Consider the following 21,661-nt stretch of genomic DNA (forward strand, 5'->3'; position numbering starts at 1 on the left):
TATAGATTAAGGTATTTTTGTAGGTTTTTACTTTTAAAAACACAATTAGGTATTTAGCAATTTTTCTAGAAACTTAGCAGAGAAAATCATTAACGTAAAGAGTTAATTTCCGAATTAAGTTTATTTTTGCATTATGATAAAATGGATAACAAAACTGTTTTCATCAACACAAAAAGAAGAGAACATAGACAATATGAAAAAATATTTGATAGTAGGATTAGGTAATATTGGCGCTGAATACGTAAATACAAGACATAATATAGGTTTTAAGGTTCTTGATTTTTTAGCTAAAAAAGAAAGTCTTTCATTCGAAACGGCAAAGCTTGGTGCTTTAGCTGAATATAAATTTAAAGGAAGGACCTTTTTTCTTTTAAAGCCAAATACTTATATGAACCTGAGCGGAAAGGCAGTGAAATATTGGATGGATAAAGAAAATATTCCTTTAGAAAATATTCTAGTAATTACAGATGATTTAAACTTGTCATTTGGAACGATCAGAATCAGGCCAAAAGGAAGCGACGGTGGTCACAACGGATTGAAAAATATTAATCTGGTTTTAAATACGCAGGAATACACTCGTTTTAGGTTTGGTATCAGTGATCAGTTTAAAAAAGGACAGCAAGTAGATTATGTTTTAGGCGATTGGGATGAAGAAGAAAAAGCAAAATTGCCGGAACGTTTGGAGGTTGCATGTGAAATTATAAAATCTTTTGGAACAGCCGGATTAGAAAATACGATGACTGCTTTTAACGGAAAATAAAGATTTACAAGTATTTAAGTCTTAAAAAATCAAATTATCAATTAATTAAATTGAATAATAACGAAATACTATTTTCTATTCCAAAGTTAAATGTTTAAATTTGGAATAAATTATTATAAACCATAAAATCATAATATCATGGCTTTTGAATTACCACAATTACCTTATGCATATGATGCATTAGAACCACATATTGATGCTCGTACAATGGAAATTCACCATTCAAAACATCATAATGCCTATACAACAAACTTGAATGCAGCTATTGCTGGAACAGATTTGGAAGGAAAAACAATTGAAAATATTTTAATCAACTTAGATAAATCAAACGCTGCAGTTCGTAACAATGGTGGAGGATTTTACAACCACAATTTATTTTGGACTGTAATGGCTCCGAACGGCGGTGGATTGCCAACAGGTGATTTATTAGCAGCTATTGAGTCTTCTTTTGGGTCATTTGAAGAATTTAAAGCAAAATTTGCTAAAGCTGGTGCAACACAATTTGGTTCAGGATGGGCTTGGTTAACAGTTCAAAAAGGAGGAAAATTAGAAGTTGTAGGTACTCCAAATCAAGATAATCCATTAATGCCGGAAGTTGCTGGAAACGGTGGAACTCCAATCTTAGGAATGGATGTTTGGGAGCATGCTTACTACTTAAACTACCAAAACAGAAGACCAGATTATATTGAAGCTTTTTTTAATGTAATTAATTGGACAGAAGTTGCTAGAAGATTTGCTTTAGACAAATAGTCTATTCAAAGAAAATAGAATATAGAAAAAAGACGGATGATCGAAAGATTATCCGTCTTTTTTTGTCTATATTTTTTTATTTCTCTTTAGTCTATTTCTGTAATCTATATTCTCATATCTTTTTTTCTCTTCTAAAAAAAATAAAAAAGGTGGAATTTCTTCCACCCTTTTTGCCCCAAATCTACCATAAACTTAACCTACTATGTTATGGTTCAGTAAATGTATGACAGCTATTTCTATGAAAAAAACTTTTTAGATGAATGGCAAATATATCCGATTAAGTATCAGTAATCTTTTAAATGAATAGCTGAGTTTATTCCAATAAAAAAGGTGGAATTTCTTCCACCCTTTTTGCCCCAAATCTACCATAAACTTAACCTACTAATGTTATGGTTCAGTAAATGTATGGCAGCTATTTTTATGAAAAAAACTTTTTAGATGAATGGCAAATAAATCCGACAAAATGAGGATAATGATTTAGAATTGAAATACTTGAGTTTATTCCAATAAAAAAGGTGGAATTTCTTCCACCCTTTTTGCCCCAAATCTACCATAAACTTAACCTACTAATGTTATGGTTTCCCAAAAGTATTATAGCTTTTCATTTTTACCAAACAAACAGGATGAACGGCAAAAAAAACCGATGAAATGCACAAATTAACCTTTTGTTAGTATTTTATTAATACGCTCGAGCGTCTTTTCCTTCATAAAAATTCATAAATGCTCTGTTTACAACTCGATTTCCACCCGGAGTTGGATAGTCTCCTGTAAAGTACCAATCACCTAAATTTTTAGGACATGCAATATGTAAATCTTCTACCTTTTGGAAAATGATTTTTACTTCGGCATTGATTTCTGGAGAGCTTAACATTTCAGCAATTTTATCTGAAATCTCCTCAGGCGTAAACTGATCATAAATTGCTGTAACATAATTTACGACATCGCTGTCTACATAATTTTCCTGTGCTTTGCATTTTGCGTAAACTTCGTCTACTATATGGTATAAGTTTCTTTCTTTTAATAAAGCCAATGCTGCTCTAAAAGCAACAAGACCTTCTAATTTCGCCATGTCAATTCCGTAACAATCAGGATAGCGAATTTGCGGTGCCGAAGAAACAATTACGATGCGTTTTGGTTTTAAACGATCCATCATCTTAATGATACTCATTTTTAGAGTAGTACCACGAACAATACTATCGTCAATAATAACTAAATTATCGGTTGGTTTAATAACTCCGTACGTTACATCATAAACGTGAGCTACTAGATCATCACGGCTGCTGTCTTCCGTAATAAACGTTCTAAGTTTAGCATCTTTAATAGCAACTTTCTCTGTGCGGATTTTTACCGCCAATAATTCTTGCAACGTTTCAGCAGTAAGTGTGCTTCTGTTTTCTAGGATATAATTGTTTTTTCTTTGATTTAGAAAATCCTGGGCCGCTTCGACTAAACCATAAAATGAAGTTTCAGCCGTGTTCGGGATATAAGAAAAAACAGTGTTGTCTGTATCACTGTCAATTGATTCAAGAACGGCAGGCAAAATTAATTTCCCTAAATTTTTACGTTCTTGATAAATTTCAGCATCACTTCCTCTTGAGAAATAAATTCTTTCAAAAGAACAAGCTTTCTTCACAGTTGGCTCCAATATTTGTTCCATAGAAACCTTACCGCTTTTCTTAATGATCAACGCATTTCCTGGTTCGATTTCCTGCACGCTTTCAAAAGGTACGTTAAATACAGTTTGAATAACAGGTCTTTCTGAAGCCACAACAACTACTTCGTCATCTTGGTAGAAGTAAGCCGGACGAATTCCTGCAGGATCTCTAAAAACGAAAGCATCACCATGACCTAACAATCCGGCCATTGCGTAACCTCCATCTAAATTTTTGGCAGAACGTGCTAATATTTTCGCAATATCCAATCGGTCTGCAATTACAGGAGAAGCTTCTCTTTTTGAGTAACCTTCTGTCTTGCAATCTTGGTATAATTGCATTACTTCTTTGTCTAAGAAATGGCCAATTTTTTCCATTACCGTAACAGTGTCAGCCATTTCTTTTGGATGCTGTCCTAATTCAACTAAATTTTCGAAAAGCTCTTTAACATTTGTCATGTTAAAGTTTCCAGCTAAAATCAAATTACGATGCATCCAGTTGCTTTGACGTAAAAATGGATGTACACTTTCGATGCTGTTTTTTCCAAAAGTTCCGTAACGAACGTGTCCTAAAAACAATTCGCCAACATATGGAATTTCTGATTTTATTTTATTTACATCATCAGCAATTTCTGGCTTTGAAGTCAACTCTTCATTGATACGATCATTGATTTGTTTAAAAACATCCTGAATTGGCTGTGCGTGATTCGAACGAACTCTGCTGATATAGCGTTGTCCTGGCTCAACATCTAGTTTGATGCTTGCAAATCCGGCGCCATCTTGACCGCGGTTGTGCTGTTTTTCCATCATAAGATACATTTTTTGTATCCCGTAAAATGCAGTTCCGTATTTTTCTTTGTAATATTCAAGCGGTTTAAGAAGTCTAACTAAGGCTATACCACATTCGTGTTTTAAAGCGTCGCTCATTGTTTTTGTATTTTGTGTTGTTGTAAGTTGTGTGTATTAACGTAATAAAAAAGCCCCGTTTTATCGAGGCTTTTGGGCATTATATTTCTATGTCAAACTGAGTTAACGACTTAAATTGCTGTAATCGAATCGCTACTTCTGCTTTGCTTAATGTTTCCATCCTTTCAGTTCCAAATTTCTCCACACAAAATGAAGCTAAGTTCGAACCGTAAATTATTGCATTTTTCATATTGCCAAACGAAATGTTTTCGCTTTGCGCAATAAATCCTGAAAATCCGCCTGCAAATGTATCTCCAGCTCCAGTTGGGTCAAAAACCTCTTCTAATGGTAAAGCTGGTGCAAAAAATACTTCTCTGTTGTGGAATAAAAGTGCGCCGTGTTCTCCTTTTTTGATCACCACGTATTTTGGTCCCATTTCTTGAATTTTGTTTGCTGCTTTAACTAATGAATATTCACCAGAAAGTTGTCTTGCTTCTTCGTCATTGATTGTAATAACATCTACACGTTTAATAACGTCTAATAATTCAGGAAGAGCGCAGTCCATCCAAAAGTTCATTGTATCTAAAACAACTAATTTTGGTTTTTTCTCCATTTGATCTAAAACACTGCTTTGTACTAACGGATGTAAGTTTCCTAACATCACAACATCAGCATCTTTGAAGTTTTGAGGAACTTTTGGCTGAAAATCTGCCAAAACGTTTAGTTCCGTTACAAGAGTATCTCTTGAATTTAAATCGTTGTGGTATAAACCGCTCCAGAAAAAGGTTTTTCCTCCTTTTACAATTTCGATACCAGAAATATCAATATTTTTTGAAGTTAAAAGATCTAAATGTTCTTGTGGAAAATCGTCGCCAACTACAGAAACGATGGCCGATTGCAAGTTAAAAAAGGATGCTGATAAACCAATGTACGTTGCAGCACCACCTAAAATTTTATCTGTTTTTCCGAAAGGAGTTTCAATCGCGTCGAAAGCAACCGTTCCAACAATCAATAATTTATTCATTTTATGAATTTCGAATTAGGGTGCAAAGATACTTCATAAGTTGCAATATTGCAACGGTTTAAGTTCTCAAAATTTTCATAAAAAAACAATATCGTTTGCGGGACTAAAACTGTTGTAAATGAGAGAATTATATTTGAATCTTTTGAAGGATTAAAATAGGGTTTTTGGATTTAAAAAGCAATAATTATTTTTGAAAAATGCTTTGAATGTTTTGGATTGAATAGTTAAACAAAACTAGAATTTAAAAGTCGTATTTCTTATCAAAATAATTCTTCAATACTCCAACCTGAACTAAAATCATAAAAGGAACAATCAAAATAGCGTACATTATATTTTTAGAAAAATGCATTCCTGAAAATAAGGCTGAGAATTTGTTTGAATATAATTTTCCGATTTCCATATTATTGCTTCCAGAAAAAAGAGATGCATAGATAGCAAGAGCGATCAGACCGCCAAAAAGCAGAACCCAAGTTGTTTTAGAAATCAAAGGTTTATACGTTTTAATTTTACTTTTTTCAGCGGCTAAAACCTGAGTTATTACTTTTGAAGTAAAGTCAAAAGATGGCGACTCCAAAGTATTTTCGGCCATCATTTTATCAATAAGATTTTCTATATTTTTATCGCTCTCTTTCATAACACGCTACTATTTCTGGTTCTAATTGCTTTTTCAAAATTACGGCTAATTTTTGTCGGCTTCTAAATAATTTTACCTTGACATTATTAGCATTAATATTCATGATTTTACCGATTTCTTCTAAACTCTGATCTTCGAAATAAAACAAAGTCAGCAAGAAATTCTCATCACTTGGCAATAAATTTAAACAATTCTGAATCGTCTGTTTTCGTTCTTTATCTTCTAATGCACTTAATGCATTGTCCATTGTTTTAATTAAATGAGACGAAAACTCATCTATCGAAATATTATTTTCTTCCTTTTTGTTTTTCTTCAACCTGTCTAAACAGGTATTATAGGCAACCTTATAAATCCAAGTCGAAAATTTAGAATCGCCTTTAAATTTGCTTAGAGAATTATATGTTTTAATAAAAGTGTCTTGTGCAACTTCTTCAGCTTCTTCTCTGTTTTTAATCATTTTGAGTGCCAATGTAAAAATCATATCCTTATAACGATCTACCAGCACGGCAAACGCATTGGTTTCGCCCAGCAGGATTTTATCGATATAATGTTGATCACTTATTGTACTCATATTATATAGGACGACAGGTTGTTTGTTTAGGTTACAAGAAATTGAAAATAAATTTCAATTTTTAAAATTCCAAATTCCAACTTTCAAAAGCAGGCTTTACCACACTATTGTCATCTCGACGAAGGAGAGATCACACTCGAAACTCGATAACGATTAACTGTTTACTTTGCGTCCCGAAGTTTCGGGATAGTTTGGTCTCTCCTTCGTTGAGATGACAAAAACGGGACTAATATTTTAGGATCTATTTTCTAAAAGAATTTTAGAGTTTAAAATTAACTGATTATCAGTAGTTTTTGAGATTTAGAATTTAAATTTTTAAATTTTTTGCCAAAACTTGTAACCTGAATTTGAAAACCTTCGTCATATGGAGTATCAATCAATTATAAAAACACAAAAATTATGGGACCAGAAATTTTAGTACCACTTAGTCTTTTTTTGATGATCTTCGGGATTGTCTATCTTATTTATTCAACTAGAAACAGAGAACGTTTAGCACTTATAGAAAAAGGTGTTGATGCCAGTATCTTTTTAAAAGGAACAACAAAGGGTGTTTCGGTCTGGAAAGTGTTTGTAGTCAATCTGGCTTTCTTATTAATAGGAAGCGGTGTTGGAATTTTTCTGGCCTTGCTGATTACAACTTATACATCTTTAGAAGACGGTGCTGTTTATCCGTCAATTATTTTAATCATGGCTGGAGTAGGTTTATTAGCAGGATTTAGAACCGCTAAAGATTTAGATAAAGAAGAATAAGATTTTTTTAAAAGTATTATTTTAATAACGTATCGAGAATATGCTTGATACGTTATTTTTTTAATCCATTTTTGAGCCGATGGTTTCGTAATATTCATCAACAGAAAGTTTGGGCTGCATTGAAGCCATAACGGCAAGCTGATCGCAGCGTTCGTTTTGCGGATGATTGTTGTGCCCTTTAATCCATTTAAAATCGACTTGATGTTTGCGGTAGACAATTAAAAAACGTTTCCATAAATCTGGATTTTTTCTTCCTGCAAATTTCTTTTTTTCCCAGCCCAAAACCCATTTTTTTTCCACGGAATCAACGACATATTTAGAATCAGAAATTACAAGGACTTTCATGTTCGGGTTTTTTAATTTCTCTAAACCAACAATCACAGCTAAAAGTTCCATTCTGTTATTTGTAGTAAGGCGAAAACCTTCATAGAATTCTTTTTTGTGTGGTGTTCCAACCAATTCCATTACGACGCCGTAACCGCCGTTTCCAGGATTTCCTTTTGCCGCGCCATCAGTATATATATGTACTTCGTGAGTCATTTTTTTTAGACTTCTTAGATTATTAGATTGTTAGACTTCTTAGATCATTTGGATTTTTAGACTTTTAGATTTTTCTAATGAGATGTCTAAGAAGTCTAACGATATAAACAATTTATTGTTCTAAGATAGTCTGAATTATTTCTGGAAAATACTTTTGCTCCAGTTCGTGAATCTTTTCGGCTACCGTTTCAGGCGTATCCTCATCTGTCAGGGCTATATTTTTCTGAAAAATAATCCCGCCTTCGTCATAATTTTCATTTACATAATGAATAGATATTCCGGTTTCTTTCTCCTTATTATTAACTATAGCTCTGTGTATGTGCATTCCATACATTCCCTTGCCTCCATAATTAGGCAAAAGTGCCGGATGGATATTGATTATTTTGTTAGGATATTTCTCGATTATATTTTCTGGAAACTTCAATAAAAAACCTGCAAGAACTATCAGATCTGGGTCGATTTCTTGTATTTTTTGTAATACATTTCGTTCTAAAAGTTCGGTTTTTGAGAAGATTTCGACAGGAATTTGATGATTTTTTGCTCTTTCGATGACTTTTGCAGAAGGATTATTCGTAAAAACAGAAACAACTTTCGCGTTTTCAGTTTTTGCAAAATATTTTATGATGTTTTCAGCATTAGTCCCTGATCCTGAGGCAAAAACAATAATTTTTTTCATAATCGAATTTATTTTGAGAATGCAAAAAACGGAATAAAAATCGAAAATAAATAGTATTAAAAGGGCTTTCTTGAAATTAATTTTATAAATTAGTGTTACATTTATAAACTAAATCGTGGTTTTAAAATAAAGTTTTTTATTTTTGCCAACAAATTAAATTCTAAAATTAAAGATTATGTCAGACATTGCATCAAGAGTAAAAGCGATTATCGTAGACAAATTAGGTGTTGACGAAAACGAAGTTGTAACAGAAGCAAGCTTCACTAATGATTTAGGAGCTGACTCATTAGACACTGTTGAGCTTATTATGGAATTCGAAAAAGAATTTGATATTCAAATTCCAGACGATCAAGCAGAAAACATTGCTACTGTAGGTCAAGCTATTTCTTATATCGAGGAAGCTAAAAAATAATAATACCGCACCCGAATTTTAAAAATTCCAAATTTTAATCCCGAAGTTTCGGGACCAAATTCCAAAATTGGAGTTTGTTTTTTAAAAAAATGAAATTTTTAAAGGTCGGGTGTTATTATTTTTTTAAAATTTAAATTTCGATTGATTTTCAATCAAAAAGATATATTTATATTGTAATGCCCATGGCTCTTAAGTAACAATACAGTTAAGAAAGCGTGGGTTTTATTTGTTTAAAGCACAAAAAACATATTTATGGCATTAAGGCGAGTTGTTGTAACAGGATTAGGTGCACTTACTCCTATCGGGAATAATATCCAGGATTATTGGAATGCACTTGTGAATGGGGTTAGCGGAGCGGCTCCTATAACATATTATGATACAGAGAAGCATAAAACGAAATTTGCCTGCGAAGTAAAAAACTTCAATATTGAAGATTACATGGATCGCAAGGAATCTCGAAGATTAGATAAATTTGCTCAATATGCAATTGCAGCCAGTGATGAAGCTATCAAAGATGCTGGACTTACAAATGATAATATCGATAAAACAAGAGTTGGTGTTATCTGGGGAGCTGGAATTGGAGGTTTAGAAACGTTTCAAGAAGAAGTAATTTATTACGCTAAAGGTGACGGAACTCCAAAATTCAATCCGTTTTTTATTCCTAAAATGATTGCCGATATTGCTCCTGCGCACATTTCGATGCGTAATGGGTATATGGGTCCAAATTATACGACTGTTTCTGCATGTGCATCATCTGCAAATGCATTAATTGACGCTTTCAACTACATTCGTTTAGGAATGTGTGATGTTATTATTTCAGGTGGTTCAGAAGCTGCAATTACGATTGCAGGTATGGGAGGTTTTAACTCTATGCACGCTTTGTCTACAAGAAACGAAAGTCCAGAAACAGCTTCAAGACCTTTTGATGCAACCAGAGATGGTTTCGTATTAGGAGAAGGAGCAGGAGCTCTAGTTCTAGAAGATTATGAACATGCTAAAGCCAGAGGCGCAAAAATTTATTGCGAAATTGGCGGAGGCGGTATGTCATCTGATGCTTACCACTTAACAGCACCACACCCAGAAGGAATTGGAGTTATTGCTGTAATGAAAAATACATTAAGAGATGCTGGAATGAATCCGGAAGATGTTGATCATATCAACACACACGGAACTTCTACTCCATTAGGAGACGTTGCCGAATTAAAAGCAATAAGCGCTGTATTTGGTGATCATGCAAAAAATATCAATATCAATTCTACTAAATCAATGACAGGGCATTTACTTGGTGCAGCTGGAGCTATCGAAGCAATTGCTTCTATATTGGCAATGCAGCACAGTATTGTTCCTCCAACGATTAATCACAAGGTTGTAGATGAAAATATTGATCCAGCATTAAACCTTACTTTAAACAAACCTCAAGAGAGAGTAGTAAATGTTGCCATGAGTAACACGTTTGGTTTTGGTGGACACAATGCATGTGTATTGTTTAAAAAATTAGTTGATTAATTTCTGTATATGAATATTATCAAAAAAATATTTTCAAAATCCCGTTCTCTAGAAGACGGGATTTTTTTTGACACTATTCAGAAAATACTTGGTTTTCAGCCTGTTAATATCGATTTTTATAAGAAAGCTTTTACACATAGATCTTCTAATAAATTAGATCAGTCAGGACATCCAATTAATTATGAACGATTAGAATTTCTGGGAGATGCCATGTTAAGTGCTGTAATTGCAGCACACCTATTTAATAAGGCACCTAACGGAGATGAAGGTTATCTAACCAAGATGCGCTCAAAAATTGTGAGTCGAGAGCATTTGAATGAATTGGGCAAAGATTTAAATTTAGTTCGCTTTGTAGAAAGCAAAGTGCCAATTCAGCATTTTGGAGAAAATATTCATGGTAATATTTTCGAATCACTTATTGGAGCGATTTATTTAGACAGAGGATATTCGTCGTGTGAGCGATTTATTCAAAAAAGAGTTATTACGCCTTATGTCGATATTGCTCGATTAGAAGGAAAAGTAATTAGCTATAAAAGTTTGGTTATCGAATGGTGTCAGAAAGAAAAGAGAATCTTTCACTACGATATTTTTGAAGATAACGGTATAGACGGTCAGCGTTTATTTGGTGTTAAATTAAGTATAGACGATAAAGTAATCGCAAGAGCGCGAGCAACTTCAAAAAAGAAGGCAGAAGAAAAAGCATCACAAAGAGCTTATTTTGCATTTCAGGAGAAAATAGACAAGAAATAGCTACAAAATAGCTGTAACTATCTTAAAGCTATAACGTTTTCGTTTATAAATTAACAAAAACAAGCACATCATAACTATTGATGCTCCGTTAGAAATAGTATATTTACACCTTGATTTTTCATGACATGGCTATTCATAGATTGGATTTAGACGAATTTGACGAGATTGATTATTATTTAATGGCAATTCATACTTCACTAGAAGATTATAGACTGGCCTATTTTATCAATAAAATTCTTCCTATAAACTTAAGTAAGAGCAAAAACGAGATCCATGCTCAAACTAAGGAAGGAGAGGCAAATTTTTCAAGATTCTATTATTATGATTCCGAAAAAGCAGTTTCATGGAATTTGATTCAGAATAAAAATGAGATCATTTCAGTGAGTACAAATGATTTTCAGAATTTGTTTTCTAATGAAACAAGTGAGGTTTCAACAACAATTCATTTACTTCCTGAATTCAAAAAAGTAGATTTTTTCCTGAAAATAGAAAATAGCGAAGAGGCTTTAGATTTTTCAGAAATCCAAAAACAATTAAAGACTATAGAAAGTATTGCGGCTATATATGCTGTAGATACTGATAAAATAAAATCAAAAAACAATCTAATTTTTTAAAAGAAATGATAAAAACAAACAAAAAAACCAAAATTGTTGCTACACTTGGGCCTGCATGTAGTACGAGAGAGATTATCAAAGATATGATCGAGGCAGGGGTTAACGTGTTTAGAATCAATTTTTCGCATGCTGATTACGAAGGAGTAAAAGATAAAATTAGTATTATTAGAGGTCTTAACGAAGAGTTTGGTTACACAACTGCGATCCTGGGTGATTTGCAGGGACCAAAACTTAGAGTTGGGGTAATGGAAGAAGGAACAGTAGTAAATGATGGTGATGTTATTACTTTTACAACTGCTGAAGATATTATAGGAACAGCTCAAAAAGTGTTCATGAAATATCAAAACTTTCCAAATGATGTTAATCCAGGTGAGCGTATTTTGCTTGACGATGGTAAATTAATCTTTGAAATCCTTACAACTGATAAAAAGACAGAAGTTACTGCGGTAGTTATTCAAGGTGGAGAATTAAAATCTAAAAAAGGAGTTAATCTTCCAAACACTAAAATTTCTTTGCCAGCTTTAACTGAAAAAGATATTGCAGATGCTATTTTTGCTATTGAGCAAAAAGTAGACTGGATCGCTCTTTCATTCGTGAAAACACCACGCGATTTACAAGATCTTCAAGAATTAATCGCGAAGCATTCAGAATATAAAATTCCGATTGTTGCTAAAATTGAAATGCCAGAAGCTCTTGAGAACATGGATAAAATTGTAGCATATTGCGACGCTTTAATGGTTGCTCGTGGAGATTTAGGAGTTGAACTTCCTGCACACGAAGTACCATTGGTTCAAAAAGATTTGATCCGCAGAGCAAAAACAGCTAGAATTCCGGTTATCGTTGCTACTCAAATGATGGAAACAATGATTACAAGTTTAACTCCAACAAGAGCAGAAGTTAATGACGTTGCGAACTCAGTAATGGATGGAGCAGATGCAGTAATGTTGTCTGGAGAAACTGCTACAGGAAATTATCCAGTTCAAGTTATTCAAAAAATGACACAAATTTGCGAAGCTGTTGAAGATTCACCACTTATTCAAGTACCGCAAAATACACCTCAAATCAAAACAAAACGTTTTGTTACTAAAACGGTTTGTCACCAAGCGGCTTTATTGGCAAATGAAATCAAAGCTAAAGCAATTTGTACTTTAACAAACAGCGGTTATACAGCTTTTCAAATTTCAGCTTGGAGACCGGCAGCACATATTTTAGTATTTACATCAAACAGAAGAATCTTGACACAATTAAATTTATTATGGGGAGTAAGATCATACTTCTATGATAAAGATGAAAGTACAGATGATACTGTAACTGATGTTAATGAAATTGCAGTTCAAAAAGGATATGCTGTTAAAGGAGATTACTTAATTAACCTTGCAGCTATGCCAATTAAAGATAAAGGAATGGTTAATACCATGAGAGTTTCTGAAATAGAATAATTTCTTTTAGAGATATTTTAAAAGCCATTCGATATGCGTCGAATGGCTTTTTTTTTGGACTTATTTTAAAAAATATAGTCATTTAAGTACCTTTTTAAATCATTAAATTCCTTTATAATTTAAGGTAAAAGATAAATTTCTTCTTCAAAAATAGAATTTACTACAATCAAAAAATAAACTTTTAGCAAAATAAAGAACTGCTTTTTACAAAATTGGTTAAAACCACATTTAGTTTAAAGAGTTTTTTCTGCGCATTATATTTTTTGCCATTTAGGTAAAAATATCTAAATCCCTAATTAAATGATTTTTAAGTGTTGCATTTTATAAAATGCAACATCATGGAGCAAAATAAAACATTTTTGATGTTTCATTTTATAAAATGAAACAATGTCAAGCCTTATAAATGCAGTTGTTAGATTTTTTATTAACTAATTTTGAGAGACTTAAAAAAATGTTAAGAATTTTCCTGTTTCAAAAATACTCAACTTATACAGTAAAATTTGAAACATCAGTTTTCCTATTCGATTTATAAATGCCATTTATACAAAGAATTATTAACAAATTTTATTACCATGAAACAAAGTAGACTTACAAGTGGATTAAAAAATGCGATATTACTTTTTGCATTAGTGTGCTTCACAGGTTCTCAAATGGAAGCTCAAAATACAAAGAAACCCAATATTTTGATAATTTGGGGTGATGACATTGGAACTACAAATGTTAGTGCCTACAGTGATGGATTAATGGGATATATGACTCCTAATATTGATCGCGTAGGTAATGAAGGAATACGGTTTTTAGATTATTATGCAGAACAAAGCTGTACAGCAGGTCGTGCCGCTTTAATAACAGGACAGCATGGTATACGTACCGGATTGACTAAAGTTGGTTTCCCAGGAGCACCAATGGGAATGAGTCAATTAGACCCAACAATTGCAGGCGTACTTAAGCAGTTAGGATATGCTACAGGACAATTTGGAAAAAACCACTTAGGAGATCGTAACGAGAGTCTTCCAACTGTTAATGGTTTTGATGAATTCTTTGGAAATCTGTATCACTTAAATGCAGAAGAAGAACCAGAATTACCAGATTATCCTAAAGATCCAGCATATTTAAAACAATATGGACCTAGAGGTGTACTAAAATGTACCGCCACAAATGTTGATGATCCGACAATTACGGATCCACGTTTTGGAAAAATTGGGAAGCAAAAAATTGAAGATACCGGAGCTCTTACTAAAAAGAGAATGGAAACTATAGACGATGAAACTGTTGCCGCCGCTATTGATTTTATTAAAAGACAAAATGCTGCTGGAAAACCTTTCTTCGTTTGGTGGAATGGTACACGTATGCACTTGCGTACACACGTACGAGCAGAACATCGTGGAAGATTCACACACGGAGACAGTGAATATATGGATGGTATGATCGAGCATGATTTAACTGTTGGAGAACTTTTAAAAGTTTTAGATGATTTAGGAATTGCAGACAATACATTAGTAGTGTATTCTACAGATAACGGTCCTCATATGAATACATGGCCTGATGGTGGTTATACTTCTTTCCGTTCTGAAAAAAACACCAACTGGGAAGGCGCATTTAGAGTTCCTTGTATGGTACGTTGGCCAGGCGTTATCAAGCCAGGTCAGGTAACTACTGAAATGATGAGTCACAATGATTGGTTTCCAACTTTAGTGTCTATAGCAGGAGAACCTGATATTGTAAATAAAATGTTGAAAGGTTATAAAGCCAATGGAAACACATACAAAGTACATTTAGACGGATATGATCAATCTGCATTTTTAGAGGGAAAAACACCAACAAGTGCAAGGGACCGTTTCTTTTATTCTGATGATGATGGGTTACTTGTAGGCATGCGCTTAGGAGATTATAAATATGTTTTTGCAGAGCAGCGTATGCAGGGAACTATGGGATTGTGGGCAGAACCTTTTACAAAACTGCGTTTGCAAAAAATATTTAATTTATATCTTGATCCTTATGAAAGAGCAGACTTTACTTCTAATACCTATTGGGATTGGATAATTAACCATATAGGTAGTGTATATGGAATGAATGTAGAAGTAATGAAATTTGCATCAACTTTTAAAGAATATCCTCCTCGCTCAATACCGCCAAGTTTTTCTCCTGTAACTATTATGGAAGAAACTCTTGATCAAATTAAATTGGAAAAAGCAATAAATCAGTCAGCTTCAAAGAAAAAATAGATATCAAAATAGAGCTTGAGTTCCTATAGTTCAAGCTCTATTATTTAAAAAAATCAACATCATGTATAGAAAAATATATATAGTGTCCCTATTTTTATTTTTACTTACTTCATGTAAAAAGTCTGATAATGCTGTAACCGTAAACCCAAAAGACAGTACAGCAGTTGTTGCAAATAGTGATGATCCGCTGCCAAGCTGGAACGACGGAACATTAAAAAGTGATATTCTTTCTTATGTAAAAAAAGTAACTACAAAAGGAAGTGCTGATTTTATTCCGATCGAAAACAGAATTGCCACTTTTGATAATGACGGAACATTATGGGCTGAAAAACCATATGTCCAGGAACTATTTGCTTTTTACAGAGTAAAAAAAATGGTAGAAGCAAATCCGGATTTGGCTAAAAAACAGCCTTTTAAAGCAGTTGTTGAAAAAGATAAAGCATTTTTTGAAAAAGGCGGAGACAAAGCACTAATTGAACTTGTTGCAGCAACTCATACCGGCATGACCGAAGACCAGTTTGAAGCTTCTGCCAAAGAGTTTTTTGCTGGAGCGAAATATCCAGGCAAAAACGTTTCTCTGAAACAAATAAGGTATCAGCCACAATTAGAACTGCTGCATTACCTGCGTGCAAACGGATTTAAAACTTTTATTGTTACTGGCGGAACTATTGAATTGGTTCGTGCAATAGCTGCAGATTTCTACGGAATTCCAAAAGAGCAAGTGGTAGGAACTTCCTTCAAATACAAATTTGATGATGCTGCAAATACCATAAAAAGAGAGCCTGCTTTAGATCAATTTAATGATAAAGAAGGAAAACCTATAGGCATTCAATTGCATATTGGTCAACGACCTGTTTTTGCCTGTGGCAACGAAGGCGGAGCAGGCGACCTTGCAATGCTTAGATATTCTCAAGGAAGTAAATATCCTTCTTTTCAATTAATTATAAATCATAATGATTCTATAAGAGAATACAATTACCAAGAAAAAGACAACCTGTCATTAAATACTGCTGCAAAATACAAATATCGTGTAATCAGTATTAAGGATGATTGGAAAAAAGTTTTTGCAGATAAATAATTTGAATTTAGTTAGAAATCAAAATGAAACGACTTTTTACATTTAGTTGTTTCGTTTTGGTTTTAAATGATTAAGAATCTTTAAATGAATTATTATGAAAGGCATAAGATCTCATATTTTCAAAAAATTGTTATGCACCACCATTTTTCTTTTGCCATATTTTGCCGCTTTTGCCCAGGATGAACCAAAAGGCGGAGCAAGTGCTCAAGAATTGGCAGATAAATTAGCAAATCCCGTTGCAAGTTTAATTAGTGTTCCATTACAAAACAATCTTAGTTATGGTATTGGACCATTTAACGGATCAAAATATACGATAAATATACAGCCCGTAATTCCTTTTAAATTAAGTGATAATCTTAATTTAATTACACGTTATATTCTTCCGGTTGTAGACCAAAGAGATATTACAGGAGAAAATACGCATCAATTTGGATTAAGTGACGCGACTGTAACGGCATTTTTTGCACCCAAAACAAAAGGACTTATTTTCGGGTTCGGACCTGCATTTTTGATTCCGACAGCTACAGATGATTTTTTAGGGACAGAAAAATTTGGAGTTGGACCCAGTATGTTAGTTATGCATCAGGGTAAAGGACTTTCTGTGGGTTTTATAGCCAATCAAATTTGGTCAGTTGCGGGCAATGAAGACCGTGCCGATTTTAATAGTTTTTATACACAAATCTTTCTTTCGCACAGTTACAAAAGTGGGGCGAGTTTAGGCGTAAATGCCGAAATTACTCAAAACTGGGAAGCCAATACAACCTTAATTTCCTTAAATCCATCCATTGGAGCCGTTACCAAATTAGGAGATCAAGTCGTTCAGTTTGCTGTTATGCCCCTGATACCAATTGTTGGACCTCATGAAATTAAACCCGATTGGGGATTAAGAGCTGTAGTCGCTTTTGTATTTCCAGGCTCTTAAAAGTTTTCCTGACATTTATTATCGAATAAGAGTCATTGTATTATCCAGTTAATCCAAATACAAAAACTATGAAAAATAATTTTCTCATTATTTTGGCATCCTGGTGCTTGATTGTAATAAGCGGATGTGAAAAAAAAACTATCATAAATGAAAAATCTCCATCAGATACTACAACAGTTGTAGCGTCTGAGTTTGGAACTTCAATAAAGATGGATGGTGAATTGCCTTCAAAAGAATCAATTCCGGCATTATTTGATGAAATGGATTTTCAGCAGGCAACGCAATGTTATTTATGGGGGCTTCCGATTGTGGCTTTCGCCGAATGGCAGCAGATTCATTACAAAACATTTAATGCAACCAGTAATGACCTTGTTTTTTATAATACTTACAATGACCGTTTAGGAATTCTAACAGGAAATGCTACAACGCCTTATATCATGTCATTTATTGATCTTGCTGCAAACGGACCAACGGTTATTGAAATGCCAGCTGGACATACTGCAGGCGGTCTTGGCGATTTCTGGCAACGTGAGCAGGCAGTAATTGGAGAAATGGGGCCCGATAAAGGAAAAGGAGGAAAATATATTTTAGTGCCGCCAACAATGAAAGATTTCAAACCAGCAGGATATTTTATAGTGCCATGTACGACAGTAAATATGTTTTTTGGATTCAGGGCATTAGATCCAGATCCAAAAGCAACTGAAACGTTGGTAAAACAAGTAAAAATTTATCCATACGCACAACGCGCCAATCCAACACCGACAAAAGTGGTAAGTCCGCCGGCAGGCAAAAAATGGTACGGAATTCAGCCAACAGGAATTGCCTATTGGGAACGCCTTCATGCTATTTTACAAAACGAACCAGTCGAAGAACGCGATCGTTTTTTCATGGCCTGGCTTAGAAATCTCGGAATCGAAAAAGGCAAACCTTTTACGCCAGACGAACGTCAAAAGAAAATTTTAATTGCCGCTGCTGCGAAAGGACAACAAATGGCCATGGCAAATTCTTTCAACAAAAGATTCGCAGCTGTAAAACACTGGCCAGATAAAAAATGGGATTATGTAATGATTATTAAAGATCCGTCGCAACATGCCGATAATTACGATGAATTCTTCGAAAGAACTTCTTATTTCTATGAAGCCGTTACGTATTCAAAAGCGATGATTACCAAAATTCCAAATGTGGGTCAGGCGTATTTAGGCTCGTATTATGACAGTGAAGGAAACTGGTTAGACGGCGGTAAAAATTACACGCTGAAAGTTCCTGCAAATCCGCCGGCAGTTAATTTCTGGTCGATTACGGTTTACGATACAGCAACGCGCTGTTTGATTGATAATCCGCAAAAGAATGCCGATTTATCTTCTCGCAAGGATCTGATAAAAAATGCAGATGGCTCTGTTGATTTGTATTTTGGGCCAAAAGCTCCGGCAGGAAAAGAGAAAAACTGGGTGCAGACTTTACCTGGAAAACACTGGTTTACTTATATGCGTTTTTATGGGCCGACAGCAGCTTATTTCGATAAGAGTTGGAAAATGGATGATATTAAAGAAGTGAAATAAACAGTAACCGACAAATCAATTAAAATGAAAAAGCAAATAACTTTATTTCTCTCGATCCTGATATTGATAGTTGTTTCGTGTAAAAAAGATAAAAAAGACGAAACTGTTGTCAATTCAGATGCATCTATTTCAGTTGATTCTGCCAGAGCAATTGCAAAAGAAGCCTGGATTTATGGTTTTCCTATATTCTACAATTACAAAACGGTATATTCTTATGCTTTAGATAAAAACAATCCAAATGGTGCGAAGAACTTTAATACTTTTAAAAATTATTCTAACAGTTTTACAGCATTAGATACCACCATTGTAACGCCCAATAATGATACTCCATATTCTTGGGCAATATTAAATCTTTCAGATGAACCTGTAGTACTGGAAGTTCCTGAAATTACAAACAAAAGATATTATGTTATGCAGCTTATAGATGCGTACACCTATAATTTTGCCTATGTAGGTTCAAGAGCTACGGGAAATAAGGCGGGTAAGTACCTTGTTGCAGGTCCTAAATGGAAAGGAGAAACGCCTAAAGGCATCGATAAAGTTTTTACTTCTGAAACTAATTTAGTAACGATTTTGGGACGTACCGAAATGGATAATGTAGGTGAAACAAACGTTATCAAAAAAATTCAAAGCGGTTATCGCTTAATTCCGTTGCACGAGTATAGCAAAACCACGGCTCCGGAAGCAGTAAAATATGCTATGCCTTTGCCAGAATGGAAAGAAGCCGATTATAAATCACTTGAATTTATCAATGTTCTTAATTCTTTACTGCAATACACCGTTCCTGATAAAAGTGAAAAAGAACTTTTAGAACGTTTTGCCAAAATCGGAATTGTTCCGGGCGTTCCTTTCGATAAATCTAAATTCTCTCCCGAGATTCTTAAAGCCATTGGACAAGGTATTGCGGAGGGAGGAAAAGTTTTAGAAGAAAGTATTAGTAAAACCACAAGTTCCCTTAATCTTTTTGGTAGCCGGGCTGATTTAAAAAACAACTATGTTTCACGAGCTACTGCTGCTGCAATGGGAATATATGGCAATACAAAAGAAGAAGCAGTTTATGTGGGCTCCATGAATGATAAAGATGGAAAACCATTAGACGGTGCCAATAAGTATGTCCTTCATTTTAAGAAAGAACAATTACCGGCTGTAGATTATTTTTGGAGTATAACCATGTACAATTTGCCACAACGTAATTTGGTAAAAAATCCAATTAACAGATATTCGATAGGCGATCGTACAAAAGGAATTAAGTACGAACCAAATGGAGATTTAATTATCTATCTGCAAACGGATTCGCCTGGAAAAGACAAAGAAAATAATTGGCTGCCATCGCCTCAAAAAGGAGGTTTTAACATTATTGTCAGGCTTTATGGACCAGCCAAAAATGTTACAAGCGGAGAGTGGAAAATACCATTACCAGAAAAAACAAATTAGCAGCAAAAATGTAAGCTTTACAGACAAAGTGATCAGGAGTAAAATGGGTATTATGGCTGAAAAATTAGAAAATATCGAAAATCTATTTGATCCAGCAGCATCAAAAGCGACACGTTTCGAAAAAGGCGTGGCTATCAGAAAAATTACGCCTCGTTCGTCGCAGCAAGAATGGAATCCATCAGAAAATCGAGAAGATCCTGTCGAAATTTTGATAAAAACAAGTATAGGAAGGATGGAAAGTTTATTGCCAATTCGCTACAGCCGCATGATGGAATCGCCTTTTTCATTTTTTAGAGGAGCTGCAGCAATTATGGCTGCTGATTTGAGACACACACCTAATACCGGAATAAATTTACAGCTTTGCGGCGATTGTCATTTAATGAACTTTGGAGGATTTGCAACACCAGAGCGCAAATTGGTTTTTGATATAAATGATTTTGACGAGACATTTCCCGGCCCATGGGAATGGGATGTAAAAAGACTTGCAGCAAGTTTTGCCATTGCCGGAAGATGGAGAAAATTTTCGAATAAAACCTGTAAAGAATTTGCATGGAATGTTGCCGACAGTTATAAAAGGCATATGCTGGATTACAGTAAATTATCGGCACTTCAAATTTGGTATGCTGATATTGATTTAGCTGAACTTATTGAAAGAGGAGAAGATGAAGAACTTAAGGAATTTCAGCAAAAGCGAATAAAAAAAGCAGCAGAATATACAGCTCATGAAAAAGAGTTTGCAAAAATGACGTATCAAGATGGTTCTCGAGCTCGGATAAAAGATGATCCGCCATTAATTTTTCATCCTTCAGGAGAAGAAGGAAAGCGAATTTTAAAAGAAGCGGAAATCGTTCATAAACGCTATATACAAACTTTATCTGATGAAAAAAAAGTGCTTTTAAGTAGGTACAGTTTGCATGACTTGGCAATAAAAGTGGTAGGCGTAGGAAGTGTAGGAACACTTTGCGGAATCAGTTTATTGATGTCGGCTACGGGAGAACCTATTTTTTTACAATTTAAAGAAGCTAGAAAAAGTGTTTTAGAAGAAAATGTAAATGCAAAAAGCAAATACACCCATCAGGGCGAACGAATCGTAATGGGGCAGAAGCTGATGCAGTCTGCTTCAGATATGTTTTTGGGATGGACAAATGATGATCACAATAAGTTTTTCTATATAAGGCAGCTTCGAGATGCTAAAGTAAAACCTATTCTCGAAATCATGAAAGCAAGAAATATGGTTGATTATGCTAAAGCCTGCGGTTGGGCACTGGCGCGAGCACATGCCCGTACAGGAGATCCCTCAGAATTATCAGGATATATTGGGAACAGTAACGAATTTGCCAATGCCATTTCTAGATTTTCTATGGCTTACGTCGATCAAAATGAAGCCGATTATAATAAAATGTTAGAAGCTATAAAAGAAGGAAGATTGCCAGTTTCTGCTGAAATCTAACTTTTGCATT

20 protein-coding genes are annotated in these 21,661 nt (G+C 34.2%); 14 read left to right on the top strand and 6 right to left on the bottom strand.

Annotated features, from left to right (window positions below; all coding sequences use genetic code 11):
- The first annotated feature begins 133 nt into the window (after positions 1–133).
- Together pth and IRZ83_RS06875 are read left to right on the top strand one after the other, a co-directional pair.
- Positions 134–760 carry an aminoacyl-tRNA hydrolase gene (pth, locus tag IRZ83_RS06870; RefSeq protein ID WP_194567725.1) on the top strand — a complete coding sequence of 209 codons (627 nt, stop codon included), beginning with the start codon at positions 134–136 and terminating at the stop codon, positions 758–760.
- A 138-nt stretch (positions 761–898) separates the two neighbouring features.
- A complete protein-coding gene (locus tag IRZ83_RS06875; protein WP_029271468.1) occupies positions 899–1,510 on the top strand; it encodes a superoxide dismutase in 612 nt (203 codons plus the stop codon).
- 679 nt (positions 1,511–2,189) lie between these two features.
- On the opposite strand, the gene IRZ83_RS06880 is transcribed toward IRZ83_RS06875, so the two are convergent.
- From IRZ83_RS06880 to IRZ83_RS06895, 4 genes are all read right to left on the bottom strand, one after another.
- Complete coding sequence (locus IRZ83_RS06880) at positions 2,190–4,088, bottom strand: amidophosphoribosyltransferase (RefSeq protein WP_029271469.1); 1,899 nt, start codon at positions 4,086–4,088, stop codon at positions 2,190–2,192.
- A 79-nt stretch (positions 4,089–4,167) separates the two neighbouring features.
- Entirely contained in the window at positions 4,168–5,091 is a 924-nt protein-coding gene (locus tag IRZ83_RS06885) for a PfkB family carbohydrate kinase (protein ID WP_194567726.1), read from the bottom strand.
- A 241-nt stretch (positions 5,092–5,332) separates the two neighbouring features.
- Positions 5,333–5,725, bottom strand: coding sequence for a hypothetical protein (locus tag IRZ83_RS06890; RefSeq protein WP_194567727.1), 393 nt, complete (start codon positions 5,723–5,725; stop codon positions 5,333–5,335).
- Entirely contained in the window at positions 5,709–6,296 is a 588-nt protein-coding gene (locus tag IRZ83_RS06895; RefSeq protein ID WP_194567729.1) for an RNA polymerase sigma factor, read from the bottom strand. Before IRZ83_RS06895 ends, IRZ83_RS06890 begins: the two co-directional genes overlap by 17 nt.
- A 399-nt stretch (positions 6,297–6,695) precedes the next feature.
- On the opposite strand from IRZ83_RS06895, the gene IRZ83_RS06900 reads away from it, so the two are divergent.
- Positions 6,696–7,046, top strand: coding sequence for a DUF6249 domain-containing protein (locus IRZ83_RS06900; RefSeq protein ID WP_029271473.1), 351 nt, complete (start codon positions 6,696–6,698; stop codon positions 7,044–7,046).
- A gap of 60 nt (positions 7,047–7,106) precedes the next feature.
- Here the strand turns inward: IRZ83_RS06900 and rnhA are convergent, their stop codons facing one another.
- A complete protein-coding gene (rnhA, locus tag IRZ83_RS06905; protein ID WP_194567731.1) occupies positions 7,107–7,586 on the bottom strand; it encodes a ribonuclease HI in 480 nt (159 codons plus the stop codon).
- 112 nt (positions 7,587–7,698) lie between these two features.
- A complete protein-coding gene (purN, locus tag IRZ83_RS06910; protein WP_029271475.1) occupies positions 7,699–8,262 on the bottom strand; it encodes a phosphoribosylglycinamide formyltransferase in 564 nt (187 codons plus the stop codon).
- A gap of 175 nt (positions 8,263–8,437) precedes the next feature.
- On the opposite strand from purN, the gene IRZ83_RS06915 reads away from it, so the two are divergent.
- The 11 genes from IRZ83_RS06915 to IRZ83_RS06965 all read left to right on the top strand — a co-directional run bounded on the left by IRZ83_RS06915 (position 8,438) and on the right by IRZ83_RS06965 (position 21,651).
- Positions 8,438–8,674, top strand: coding sequence for an acyl carrier protein (locus tag IRZ83_RS06915; RefSeq protein WP_007137004.1), 237 nt, complete (start codon positions 8,438–8,440; stop codon positions 8,672–8,674).
- A gap of 252 nt (positions 8,675–8,926) precedes the next feature.
- Positions 8,927–10,180 (top strand): beta-ketoacyl-ACP synthase II, encoded by a 1,254-nt coding sequence (gene fabF, locus IRZ83_RS06920; RefSeq protein WP_029271476.1) that lies wholly within the window; start codon positions 8,927–8,929, stop codon positions 10,178–10,180.
- Positions 10,181–10,189: 9 nt separating this feature from the next.
- Positions 10,190–10,930, top strand: a complete 741-nt coding sequence (gene rnc / locus IRZ83_RS06925; protein ID WP_029271477.1) for a ribonuclease III — start codon at positions 10,190–10,192, stop codon at positions 10,928–10,930.
- Positions 10,931–11,055: 125 nt separating this feature from the next.
- Positions 11,056–11,544 (top strand): IPExxxVDY family protein, encoded by a 489-nt coding sequence (locus tag IRZ83_RS06930; RefSeq protein WP_029271478.1) that lies wholly within the window; start codon positions 11,056–11,058, stop codon positions 11,542–11,544.
- Positions 11,545–11,552: 8 nt separating this feature from the next.
- Complete coding sequence (pyk, locus tag IRZ83_RS06935) at positions 11,553–12,983, top strand: pyruvate kinase (protein ID WP_194568287.1); 1,431 nt, start codon at positions 11,553–11,555, stop codon at positions 12,981–12,983.
- Between the two features lie 572 nt (positions 12,984–13,555).
- Complete coding sequence (locus tag IRZ83_RS06940) at positions 13,556–15,208, top strand: arylsulfatase (RefSeq protein WP_194567733.1); 1,653 nt, start codon at positions 13,556–13,558, stop codon at positions 15,206–15,208.
- Between the two features lie 61 nt (positions 15,209–15,269).
- Positions 15,270–16,286 (top strand): HAD family hydrolase, encoded by a 1,017-nt coding sequence (locus IRZ83_RS06945; protein WP_194567735.1) that lies wholly within the window; start codon positions 15,270–15,272, stop codon positions 16,284–16,286.
- A gap of 94 nt (positions 16,287–16,380) precedes the next feature.
- Positions 16,381–17,208, top strand: a complete 828-nt coding sequence (locus IRZ83_RS06950; protein WP_029271482.1) for a hypothetical protein — start codon at positions 16,381–16,383, stop codon at positions 17,206–17,208.
- A gap of 68 nt (positions 17,209–17,276) precedes the next feature.
- Positions 17,277–18,767 (top strand): DUF1254 domain-containing protein, encoded by a 1,491-nt coding sequence (locus IRZ83_RS06955; RefSeq protein ID WP_228520668.1) that lies wholly within the window; start codon positions 17,277–17,279, stop codon positions 18,765–18,767.
- A 24-nt stretch (positions 18,768–18,791) separates the two neighbouring features.
- Entirely contained in the window at positions 18,792–20,201 is a 1,410-nt protein-coding gene (locus tag IRZ83_RS06960; RefSeq protein ID WP_194567737.1) for a DUF1254 domain-containing protein, read from the top strand.
- Positions 20,152–21,651 (top strand): DUF2252 domain-containing protein, encoded by a 1,500-nt coding sequence (locus IRZ83_RS06965; protein ID WP_228520669.1) that lies wholly within the window; start codon positions 20,152–20,154, stop codon positions 21,649–21,651. Before IRZ83_RS06960 ends, IRZ83_RS06965 begins: the two co-directional genes overlap by 50 nt.
- Positions 21,652–21,661: the final 10 nt, after the last annotated feature.

Source organism: Flavobacterium sp. JLP (assembly GCF_015350755.1).
In the GTDB taxonomy this organism is placed as follows: domain Bacteria; phylum Bacteroidota; class Bacteroidia; order Flavobacteriales; family Flavobacteriaceae; genus Flavobacterium.